The organism is Aquabacterium sp. T101, from assembly GCF_057219775.1.
In genome coordinates this window covers 1-11,459 of the sequence record NZ_JBXVVZ010000006.1, presented here as the reverse complement: position 1 = coordinate 11,459, position 11,459 = coordinate 1, and the positions used below count along the sequence as shown (strand labels likewise).

General features: G+C 68.7%; 7 protein-coding genes and 1 pseudogene. 6 read left to right on the top strand and 2 right to left on the bottom strand.

What is annotated here, in order from left to right; all coding sequences use genetic code 11:
* Positions 1-52 precede the first annotated feature (52 nt).
* From AC2EAQ_RS14635 to AC2EAQ_RS14610, 6 genes are read left to right on the top strand one after another with little or no spacing between them, the layout of a single operon-like run.
* Positions 53-1,453 carry a DUF1329 domain-containing protein gene (locus AC2EAQ_RS14635; protein WP_484645081.1) on the top strand — a complete coding sequence of 467 codons (1,401 nt, stop codon included), beginning with the start codon at positions 53-55 and terminating at the stop codon, positions 1,451-1,453.
* A gap of 27 nt (positions 1,454-1,480) precedes the next feature.
* Positions 1,481-3,268, top strand: a complete 1,788-nt coding sequence (locus AC2EAQ_RS14630; RefSeq protein ID WP_484645080.1) for a DUF1302 domain-containing protein — start codon at positions 1,481-1,483, stop codon at positions 3,266-3,268.
* Between the two features lie 13 nt (positions 3,269-3,281).
* Entirely contained in the window at positions 3,282-5,642 is a 2,361-nt protein-coding gene (locus tag AC2EAQ_RS14625) for an efflux RND transporter permease subunit (protein WP_484645079.1), read from the top strand.
* Between the two features lie 13 nt (positions 5,643-5,655).
* Complete coding sequence (locus tag AC2EAQ_RS14620) at positions 5,656-6,624, top strand: WD40/YVTN/BNR-like repeat-containing protein (protein ID WP_484645078.1); 969 nt, start codon at positions 5,656-5,658, stop codon at positions 6,622-6,624.
* Between the two features lie 28 nt (positions 6,625-6,652).
* Entirely contained in the window at positions 6,653-7,621 is a 969-nt protein-coding gene (locus AC2EAQ_RS14615; protein WP_484645077.1) for an AraC family transcriptional regulator, read from the top strand.
* Positions 7,622-7,634: 13 nt separating this feature from the next.
* Entirely contained in the window at positions 7,635-9,323 is a 1,689-nt protein-coding gene (locus AC2EAQ_RS14610; RefSeq protein ID WP_484645076.1) for an AMP-binding protein, read from the top strand.
* A gap of 117 nt (positions 9,324-9,440) precedes the next feature.
* On the opposite strand, the gene AC2EAQ_RS14605 is transcribed toward AC2EAQ_RS14610, so the two are convergent.
* Both AC2EAQ_RS14605 and AC2EAQ_RS14600 read right to left on the bottom strand, forming a co-directional pair.
* The gene (locus tag AC2EAQ_RS14605) at positions 9,441-10,409 is read right to left on the bottom strand and encodes an HD-GYP domain-containing protein (RefSeq protein ID WP_484645075.1); all 969 of its coding nucleotides are present in this window, start codon (positions 10,407-10,409) and stop codon (positions 9,441-9,443) included.
* A gap of 83 nt (positions 10,410-10,492) precedes the next feature.
* A pseudogene (locus AC2EAQ_RS14600) lies at positions 10,493-11,383 on the bottom strand (mandelate racemase/muconate lactonizing enzyme family protein); the annotation flags it as partial.
* Positions 11,384-11,459: the final 76 nt, after the last annotated feature.

Sequence of the window (11,459 nt, the reverse complement as noted above, 5' to 3'; positions counted from 1 at the left end):
TACCGATGAACCGAGGAGTCGCGCCGCTGACACGGTGCCGAAGAGGAGAACCATGAAGACCGACATTGCCAAGTCCCCTGCCCGCATCACGCGCCTGGCGCTGGCCACCCTGCTGTTCACCGGCAGCCTGGGGGCCGGCGTGCCCCTGCATGCAGCCACCGAGGCGCAGGCCCAGGCCCTGGGCCAGACCCTCACGCCGTTGGGCGCCGAGCGTGGTGCCAACAAGGACGGCTCGATTCCCGAGTGGAAGGGAGGCGACACGCGCGCACCCGCCGGCTGGAAGCCAGGCCAGACCCGCCCCGACCCCTATGCGGCCGACAAGCCGCTGTTCAGCATCGACGCGTCCAACGCCGACCGCTACAAGGACCGGCTGAGCGAAGGCCAGCTCACGATGCTCAAGCAGATCAAGGGCTATCGGATGGACGTCTATCCGACGCGCCGCAGCTGCGGCTATCCGCAACAGGTCTACGACAACACGCGCAAGAACGCCACCGGCGCCAAGCTGGCCGCCAACGGCTACGACCTCGGTCAGGCCATCACGGGCGGCGTGCCGTTCCCGATCCCGGCCAACGGCGCCGAGGCCATGTGGAACTACAAGATGCGCTGGGTGGGCGAGGGTCGCATCGAGCGCTACTCCACCGTGTTCTCCCAGCCGGGCGGCGACGGCAAGTTCGTGCCGCTGGTGCAGGACCAGTGGACCGCGACCCCGCTGGGCAACCTGGCCGGCAAACCCGTGACCGACAACGACGGCATGGAGTGGCAACTGCTCAACGAAGTGGTCACGCCGGCCGCACGCACGGGCGAACTGATCCTCATCCATTACTACCAGGCCAAGGACAACGACGCCTGGCTCTACTTCCCAGGCCAGCGCCGCGTGCGCCGCGCGCCCACCTTCGCCTACGACAACCCGGTGCCCGGCTACGAGAACCTGCTCGCGGTGGACCAGTACCCGATGTTCGCCGGTCGTCTCGACCGCTACGACTGGAAGCTGGTGGGCAAGCAGGAACTGATCATTCCCTACAACACCTTCAAGTTCAACAACCAGGACGCCAAGCTGGCCGACGTCTTCGGGCCGGACTATCCGAAGAGGGACCTGATCCGCTACGAGGCGCACCGTGTCTGGAAGATCGAAGCCACCGTCAAGTCCGGGCAGCGCCATCAGTTCCCCAAGCGAACCATCTACCTCGACGAGGACAGCTGGATGATGGTGGCGGTGGACAACTACGACGCGCAGGGCAAGGTCTGGCGCGTGCAGGAGAGCTACCCCTACGTGGCCTGGGAACTGCCGGCGTGCGTGTACCAGGGCTACACCGTCTACGACCTGAACGCCGGCCGCTACATGGCCGACAACATGCCGCAGGAAGGCAGGGTCGACTGGCTGGCCGGCAGGGAGGGCCGCATCGACGTCAAGCGCTTCAACCCGGACGAGTTGCGCCGGGCCGGTTCGCGCTGATCACAACGACACGAGGAGGACGACACCATGACGAAGACTCCCCATGGGCTGGGGCGGGTCGCGGCTTGCGCCGCGCTGGCCGCGATCAGCGCCACGCCGGCGCATGCCGTGCGAACCACCACTGACAACGGCACCGAGATCGACTTCAACACGACCATCTCCCTGGGGGCACAGGTGCGCCTGGGCAAGCGGCTGTCGACGACCGTCGGCAACGACAACGGGGGCAACGTGCCCACGGGAGCGCGCCTGGGCGCCACGCTCAACGGCCCGGGCTTCGAGGCCGCGGCCAACCCGGACTTCAACTTCCTCAACGGCGACGACGGCAACCTCAACTACAACAAGGGCGACGTCGTCAGCGCACCGCTGAAAGGCACGCACGAGTTCGGCCTGAAGACCCGCGACGGCTGGCGCGCCCTGGTGCGGGCCAGCTGGCTGAAGGACTTCAAGACCGACGACACGCGTCGCACGCCGCTGTCCAGCGAGGCCAAGCGCATCGCCGTCGAGAACTGGACCTGGCTCGACGCCTGGGTATCCAAGGACTTCGAGCTCGCGGGCCGCAACGCCACCGTGCGCGTGGGCAACCAGGTGCTGTCCTGGGGCGAGGACATCTTCATCATCGGCGGCATCAACCAGATCAACGCCTTCGACCTGCGCAAGCTGCGCACGCCCGGCGCCCAGGTCAAGGAGATCCTGCGTCCGGCGCCGATGGCCAGCCTGAACGCCAGCGTGGCCGACGGCGTCAGCCTCGAGGCGTACTACCAGTGGAAATGGAACGCCTTCCGCTTCGACCCCGTGGGTACCTTCTTCTCCGGCGGCGACGTCGTCGGCGCGGGCCAGCGCGACGCCTACATCCCCAGCTCGGTGTTCGCGCCGCTGGGCGTCGGCCTGTGCGAGGCACCCACGCCCTGCGGCGACATCGGTGCGCGCATCCAGCCCGGCGTCAACATCGTGCCGTTCGGACGCGACCGAGTCCCCCCGAAAGGCAAGCAGTTCGGCCTGGCCACGCGCTTCAAGCCCAAGGGCGGCGACACCGAGTACGGCTTGTACTACCAGCGCTACCACGACAAGTTGCCGTTCACCACGCTCTACACCGACGCGGCGCTCCTGAGCGCCAATGCGGCGGGCATCGGCTACTACAACGAGTACGGCAAGAACAAGGATCTCTTCGGCGCCTCGTTCAACACGAAGTGGGGCCCGGTGGCCGTGGGCGGCGAGCTGTCGTACCGCCCGCGCGACTCGGTCGCCGTGGACGGCAGCGTGCCGCTGGCCGGGCCGTACAGCATCTTCGACCCGTCGGACTACCTCGTGAACCGCCGCACGGTGCGCGGCTACGTCGAGGAGAAGAAGGTCCAGGCCCACCTGACCGCGCTCTACTTCACGGAGGTCAACTCCGCGATGGGCCGCCTGGTCAAGGCACTGGGCGCGGCCGAGGGCACGCTGCTGGCGGAGGTGGCGGTGACGCACTACCCGAGCCTGCGCCTGGGCACGGTTCCCTACCTGATCTTCCCGTCCTACGAGAGCCCGACCAAGACCAGCTGGGGCTACGCGATGGAGTTCGACCTGAGCTACCCGCGCGTCTGGGGCTCGGACTGGAACCTGACCCAGGTGACTGTCTTCACCCACGACGTCGCCGGCATCTCGCCCAACACGCTGCCGTTCGTCAAGGGCCGCAAGTCGCTGTTCGTCGGCTTCAACTTCGACAAGGACGCGACCTGGAAGCTGCAGTTCGGCTATTCGGCGTTCTTCGGCGGCGGTCTGAGCAACATCATCCGCGACCGCGACAACCTGTCGGCGAGCCTGTCCTACAGCTTCTGAGACCCGGCCTTCGATGCTCGCACGTCTTGTCCTCGCGAGCGAGCGGCTGATCTTCGGCCACCGTGCCGCGGTGCTGGCGCTGCTTGCGCTGGTCACCGCGGTGGCGGCCGTGTTCGCTGCCCGCCTGCACATGACCGCCGGCTTCGGCAAGCAGTTGCCGCTCGGTCACGAGTACACCGAGACCTTCGTCAAGTACAAGGACGTTCTCTTCGGCGCCAACCGGCTGATCGTGGTGGTCCATGCCCGCCAGGGCGACCTGTGGAAGCCCGAGTCGCTCAAGAAGCTCAATGAGGTGACGCAGGCCCTGCTGTACCTGCCCGGCGTGGACCGCCGGTCCGTCACCAGCCTCTGGACGCCCAACACGCGGGTGATGCAGGTCACCGAGGAAGGCTACGAGGCGCGCGACGTGATCGGCGGCGACATCACGCCCGAGAAGCTCAACGCCGAGAACGTGGCCCGCATCCGCGAAAACGTGATCCAGGGTGGCTACGTGGGGTCGCTGGTGGCCAGCGACTTCTCGGGAGCCATGGTCACCGCCGACCTGCTCGACGCCGACCCTCGCACCCGCGAACCCACCGACTACATCGCGCTGGGCCCGCGCATCGAGGCCGAACTGCGCGCCCGCTTCGAGGATGCCGGGCACGAGATCCGCATCATCGGCTTCGCCAAGCAGATCAGCGACATCGCCGAAGGTGCCAACGGCGTGATCGTCTTCTTCGCGCTGGCCTTCGCGCTGACGGCGCTGGCTGTCTGGTGGTACTGCCGCTCCTGGGCCTTCACCGCGGCCGCGCTGGCATGTTCGCTGGTGTCGCTGGTGTGGCAGTTCGCGTCGCTGCAGCTGCTGGGCTACGGTCTGGATCCGCTCGCGATCCTCGTGCCATTCCTGGTGTTCGCCATCGGCGTCAGCCATGGCGTCCAGCAGATCAACACCATCGTGCGCGAGATCGGCGCAGGCGTCACGCCCTTCGACGCTGCGCGCCACAGCTTCGGCGCGCTGCTGGTGCCGGGCACCATGGCCCTGATCACGGCCTTCGTCGGGTTCGCCACCCTGCTGCTGATCCCGATCCCGATGATCCGCGAGCTGGCCGTCACGGCCAGCCTGGGCGTGGCCTACAAGATCGTCACGAACCTGGTGATGCTGCCGGTGGTGGCCAGCTATGTGAAGCTGCCGGCCGACTACGGGCAGCGCATGCAGGGCATCCGTGACCGCCGGTCGATGGCCGTCGTCGCGCTGGCACGTCTGGCCGAGCCGCGTCCGGCGCGGATGGTGGTGCTCGTCAGCGCACTGCTGTTCGGCCTGGCGGTATGGGGCAGTCGCGACCGACACATCGGCTACGTGCAGCCCGGCGCGCCAGAGCTGCGCGACACCGCCCGCTACAACCGCGACGCAGTGGCCATCGCCGAGAAGTTCTCGGTGGGCCTGGATGTGCTGACCGTGGTCCACGAAACGGCACCCGAGAGCTGCTACGAGCACGCCCGGATGACCTACATCGACGACCTGGCTTGGGAGCTGACCAACACCGAGGGCGTGATCGGCACCGCCAGCCTGCCGGCGCTGGTCAAGCTCGGCGCCGCGGGATTCAACGAAGGCAATCCCAAGTGGGGCGACATGCCGCGCGACCGCCGTTCGATGGCCAGCTTCATCGGCCTCGTGGGCGAGGGCTCGGGCCTGTACGACCCACGCTGCACGGTGCTGCCGGTCAACGTGTTCCTTACCGACCACAAGGCCGAGACGATCAAGCGCACGGTGGACGTGGTCAAGCGCTACCGCGACGAGCACAAGCTCGATGGCGTGACGGTGCGCCTGGCCAGCGGCAATGCCGGTGTGCAGGCCGCCACCAACGAGGTGCTTGAAGCCACCGAGCTGCCGATGATGCTCTACGTGTACGCCACGATCGTCGTGCTGGTGTTCCTCACCTACCGCGACTGGCGCGCCGTGGTCGCCTGCTGCCTGCCGCTGACGCTGGCCACCTTCATCGGCTACTGGTTCATGAAGGTGCTCGACATCGGCCTGACCGTGGCCACGCTGCCCGTGATGGTGCTGGCCGTGGGCATTGGCGTGGACTACGCCTTCTACATCTACAACCGGCTGCAGCTGTATTTGGCCGACAGCATGGACATCGTCTCCGCATTCCGCCGCGCGCTCGGCGAGACCGGCATCGCCACCGTCTTCACCGCGCTCACGCTGTCGGTGGGCGTGGCGACCTGGGTCTTCTCGCCGCTGAAGTTCCAGGCCGACATGGGGCTGCTGCTGGCCTTCATGTTCATGCTGAACATGCTGATGGCGATCACGGTGCTGCCGGCGCTGGCGGTGACGCTGGACACGCTGATTCCGCGCCGCAGCCCGGTGCATCGGCCGTTCATGGCCCACTGACGGAATCCCGACGATGCCTGCACCGCCCCTCGCGACCCGGATCACCCGCCGAGCATGGCTGGCTGCGGCAGCCCTTGCGCCCTGGGCCGCCGCAGCCACCGTCGACGGGCCGGCAAGGGTGCGCCCGGGCGCCGTGCGCAGCACGCTGCTCGACATCGTGCAGGCCGGCCCGCGCCTGGTGGCCGCAGGCGAGCGTGGCCACGTCCTGCTGTCCGACGACCAGGGCAAGTCCTGGCGCCAGGCGCGCAGCGTACCCACGCGAACCACCCTGACCTGCCTGCACGCCCTGGACGCGCGCACGATGTGGGCCGCCGGCCATGGCGGCATCGTGCTGCGTTCGGGCGACGGCGGCGAGACCTGGGCCCAGGTGGCCGGCCGCGTCGATGCGGCCGACGTGCTGCTGTCGATCCGCGTCGACGTCGACGGGAGGGGTCTCGCGGTGGGCGGCTTCGGCTTTGCCCTGGTCACGGCCGACGCCGGACAGACCTGGAAGCCCCAGACGCTTCTGGACGGCGAAGCCGGCGAGAAGCATCTCAACCGCATCCTGGTCAGCCGTGCCGGCACCTGGGTCATTGCGGCCGAAGGCGGGCAGGTGCTTCGCAGCACCGACCGCGCACGCTGGTCCGCCCTCACGACGCCCTACAAGGGGTCTCTGTGGACCGGCGTGCAGTTGCCGGGCGGACCGCTGGTGCTGGGCGGCATGCGCGGCAATCTGGTGCGTTCGGCCGACGACGGTCAGACCTGGACCCACCTGCCGGTGCCGGAAGCAGGGTCGCTCACCGGCGCGGCCGTGCTGGCCGACGGCAGGCCGGTGCTGGTGGGGGTGGATGGCACCGTGGTCGTAGGCGACGCCGCCGGTGCGGCCTTCACGATGCGCCGGCTCGACGACCGTGCGACCCTGACTGCAGTGGTGGCCACGGGCACCGCCGCGCTGGCCGCGGTAGGGACAGCCGGGGTACGCCTGCTGGACGTTCCGCGGTAGGTTCCCACAAGTAGAGGAGGAGAAGACGATGGCCACCGTGGTGACCCATGAGTCGCAGGACGTGGACGACCAGGCCAAGGCACTGGCCGGATGGGAACAGTCCTACGAACAACTCGGTTGCGGGCGGTTCCAGGGCAGTGCCTGGCAGCTCGTCATGCATGACGGTGTACTGCTGCGCGAGACCACCAACCGCCAGCTTCGCGAGCAGGTCAAGCCGCCGCCGGGCCACCTCGTGTTCGCCCTGCCGCTTTCGGTCGAGCCCGGCTCGGTGTTCGCCGGCCGACCGCTGCACCGCGAATCGCTGATGGTGCTGGGCGGCGACGACCAGCACGACGTGATCTCGGCCGGTGAGCTCGATCTCATCGGCCTGTCGGTCGACCGTGCGCTGCTCGAGCACTCGCTCGCACCGGCCAAGCTGGATTGGCTCGACGCCAAACTGCTGGAACGCAGTGTCGAGCTGCCGCCACCGACGGCGGCGGCTATCCGGCACATGCTGCTGGCAATGTCCGAGGATGTCAGCGGGCGCCTCGACCGTCTTTCCGACCCCGCGCAGGAGCGTGCGCTGCTGACGTCGACGCTCACGCATGCCGTGGTACTGGCCATGGCCGCCGATCGCGCAACGGCGCCGTCGACGATTCCGCGCCGCGCCGACACCCGCCTGAGGGTCGTCAAGCGCGCGATCGACTTCATGCGAGCCAGCCTTCAGGAGGACATCGGCATCCCCGAGATCTGCGCGGCGGCCTATGCCAGCCGCCGGACGCTGCAGTACTGCTTCGAGGAATTCATGCACACCACGCCCCAGGCTTACCTGCGGGCCCTGAGGCTCAACGAGGCCCGGCGTGCACTGAAGACCAGTACGCACCAGCCCATCACCGAGCTGGCCAGCACGCTCGGATTCTCCAGTGCCAGCCACTTCACGCGGCACTACAAGCTGATGTTCGACGAACTGCCGTCCGACACCCTCAAGCTCCACTGCTATGGGCCGAGGGCGATCTGAGGAGGGTGCGACCATGACCCCCGAAAGCCGAGCCCCGCAGGGCGGGACATCGCATGTGCGCGGCGCCACGGATGTCCCACTGGCCGACGTGACCATCCACGCGCTGCTGGCCCACGCGGTCGCACGCTGGCCCGAGCGGGACGCCGCTGTTTTCGTCGAACAGGGGCGACGCCTCACGTGGCGCCAGCTCGCCGACGAGGTCGAGGCTGCGGCGTCGGGCCTGTGGTCGCTCGGTGTCCGCAAGGGCGACCGCGTCGGCATCTGGTCGCCCAACCGCCTGGAATGGGTGCTGACCCAGTTCGCCACCGCGCGCATCGGCGCCATCCTCGTCAACATCAACCCGGCCTACCGCCTGTCCGAGCTGGAGTACGCGCTGAACCGCTCGGGCGTGTCGCTGCTTGTCACGGCAGCGGCATTCAAGTCGAGCAACTATCTCGGCATGCTGCAGAACCTTGGCGTGGGCCAGGGCAACGGCCACGTTGCCCGCCTGCCGAAACTCGCGACCGTGGTCCGCATGGGAGACGAACCGACGTCCGGCATGCTGAACTGGAACGACCTCTTGACCCGCGGCCGAGCTGCCATCGGCGAACTGCCGGCGGAAAGCATCCTCGGCTGCCACGATCCGATCAACATCCAGTTCACCAGCGGCACCACCGGCGCGCCCAAGGGCGCAACGCTGACCCACCACAACATCGTCAACAACGCGATCGCCGTGGCCCGCTGCATGCGGCTGTCCGAAACGGACGCGTTGTGCATTCCGGTACCGCTGTACCACTGCTTCGGCATGGTGCTGGCAGTGCTGGCCTGCGTGTCCTCCGGTGCCAAGATGGTGTTTCCGGGCGAGGGCTTCGAGCCACGTGCCACGCTGGCGGCGGTCGAAGCGGAACGCTGCACCGCGCTGCACGGCGTGCCGACGATGTTCATTGCCGAGCTCGACCATCCGGAGTTCGCGCTATTCGACCTGCGCACACTGCGCACCGGGATCATGGCCGGCGCACCCTGCCCGATCGAGGTCATGAAGCGGGTGCAGCGCGACATGCACATGACCGAGGTGACCATCGCCTACGGCATGACCGAGACCTCGCCCGTGTCGTTCCAGAGCGCCACCGACGATCCAGTCGAGAAGCGCGTGTCCACGGTCGGACGCATCCTGCCCCACCTCGAAGTCAAGATCGTCGATGCGCAGGGCCAGCTGGTACCGGTCGGCGAAAAGGGCGAGCTCTGCACCCGGGGCTACTCCGTGATGCAGGGCTACTGGAACGACCCCGAGCGTACCGCCGAGGCCGTGCGCGACGGCTGGATGCACACCGGCGACCTGGCCACGCTGGACGCGCAGGGCTACTGCAACATCGTGGGGCGGGTGAAGGACATGGTCATCCGCGGCGGGGAGAACGTCTACCCGCGCGAGGTGGAGGAGTTCCTCTTCCGCCATCCCAAGGTGGCCGCGGTACAGGTGTTCGGCGTGCCCGACCGACGCTACGGGGAAGAGCTCGCCGCGTGGATCATCACGCGGCCCGGCCAGAGCTGCACGGAAGACGAGATACGCGCCTATTGCAGCGACCAGATCGCCCACTACAAGGTTCCCCGGTACATCCGCTTCGTCGACGAGTTGCCCGTCACGGTGACGGGCAAGCCGCAGAAGTTCGTCATGCGGGAGGCCATGGTGCGCGAGCTCGGTCTGAGTTCCGACGCCACGGCCTGAGAAGTCGCCGCACTCAGTTCGCAGGCACGCGGTGGCTTGCCACGAGCACGGTCGCTGAGGGCCACAGGTCATCCCGTCGCTATCGTGCGCGGCCGGCGGCCTCGTGGCCGACGCCGCTCAGGCCGCCGTCAGGTTGCGCAGGTGGTTCAGGTGCACCTTCAGCTCGCGCACCGTCACGCCGTGCGCCACGGCATACACGCGCTGGGTGGTGTCGCGCTTCTTCGGCGTCGGATACAGGCCGCCGTCGCTGCGGCGCAGCGCGGCCACCAGCGGCATGTGGGCCTGCACGCCGCGCTTGATCACCACGCCCAGGTCGCCATTGGCCAGCTTGACGAAGCTGCCCGGCGGGTAGAGCCCGAGCTTGCGCAGGATGCCTGCGCCCACCGCGTCGGGCTTGCCGTCCGGGCCGAGGCAGGTGTCGCGCGCGGCCTTGGCCGGCGTGACGGCACTGCGGCCGGCGCGGCTGCTGAGCTTGGCGGTGTAGATGTCCACCCGGCGCAGCAGGCGTGCCAGGCGGGCCGCGGCGTCGCTGTCGGGCGCACCGTCGGTGCCGGCGTCGTGGTGGCGGCGCACCACGTCCACCCACAGCGTGTCCTGCACGCCGGCGGCCGCCAGCATCTCGGCGCTCTTCTCGGCATGGGCCTGCACCTGCTCGCGCTGGGCCGGCGACAGCGGCTGCACCTGGCGCGTCAGCGCGTCCTGCATCGCCGACATCGAGACGTTCATCGACAGTGCCGCCAGCACCAGCGCCTCCATTTCGGCGGGCGTCCACTCGTACCAGTCGGCGCACACCTCGACCACCAGCGCGCACAGCAGCGAGTGGTGGGCGCTGTAGCGGTCCTCGCCGGCGGCGGCGTCCTGCAGCAGCAGGTACAGCGCGGTGTCGAAGTCGCGCCGCGCCAGCACCTGCATGCGCTCCTTCAGCGCCTTCAGCGACTCGACCCAGGCGGCGTCGGGCGCCGGGTTTCGCAGCAGCACCGCGAACGCCCGCTTGGTCTGTGCCCAGGCCTCGATCGCCTCGTCGGGAGGCAGCGGCCGGGTGTCGGCCACGGCCGCGTCGACCCCGGACGCCGGCGCTTCGGCCACTGCCGTGTCTGGGTTCTGATCGGATGGCGCACCCATGGCCGGGGAAATCGGCCGGCGGCGCCCATTCTTGAGCCGGCTCGGGCCTAGCCGAACGGGCCGGATTGCACGGTTTGCACGGTCCAGCGCCGCGCCTGCTCGCTCAGGCGCAGGCCCAGGCCCGGCCGCCCGGGCAGGTGCATCAGGCCGTCGCGGATCACCAGCCGGTCCTCGAACAGCGGTTCGAGCCAGTCGAAGTGCTCCACCCAGGGGCCGTGCGGATAGGCCGCGGCCAGGTGCACGTGCAATTCCATCGAGAAGTGCGGCGCCAGGCGCAGGCGCGCCTGCTCGGCCAGGGCCATCACCTTGAGCATCGGCGTGATGCCACCGACGCGCGGCGCGTCTGGCTGCAGGAAATCGGCGCTGCGCAGGCGGATCAGTTCGGCGTGCTCGGCCACGCTGGTGAGCATCTCGCCGGTGGCCACCGGCGTGTCCAGCATCGCCGCCAGCGCAGCATGGCCCTCGCTGTCGTAGGCGTCCAGCGGCTCCTCGATCCAGGTCAGGCCCAGCGGCTCGACCATGCGCCCGAAGCGTTGCGCGGTGCTGCGGTCCCACTGCTGGTTGGCGTCGACCATCAGGTGCGCGCGGCCGTCGATCAGGCGGTGCACCGCGCTGACGCGCTCGAAGTCGATGCGGCTGTCGGGCTGGCCCACCTTGAGCTTGATGCCGCCGATGCCGCGCTCGAGCAGCGCCTCCACATTGGCCAGCACCTCGGGCAGCGGCGACGACAGGAAGCCGCCCGACGTGTTGTAGCAAGGCACCGCGTCGCGGTGCGCCCCGAGCAGCTTGGCCAGCGGCAGGCCGGCGCGTCGCGCCTTCATGTCCCACAGCGCCACGTCGAAGGCGGCAATGGCCTGCGTGGCCAGGCCCGAGCGCCCCACGCTGGCGCCGGGCGATGTCCCGGAGTCTGTTGAACGCATGAGCTGAGGTGGCGGCTCCTTCGACCCGCATGCGCGAGCATGCGGGTTGCCTCACAAGCAACCGAAGGAGCCACCAGAGTGAAGTCTCACACGA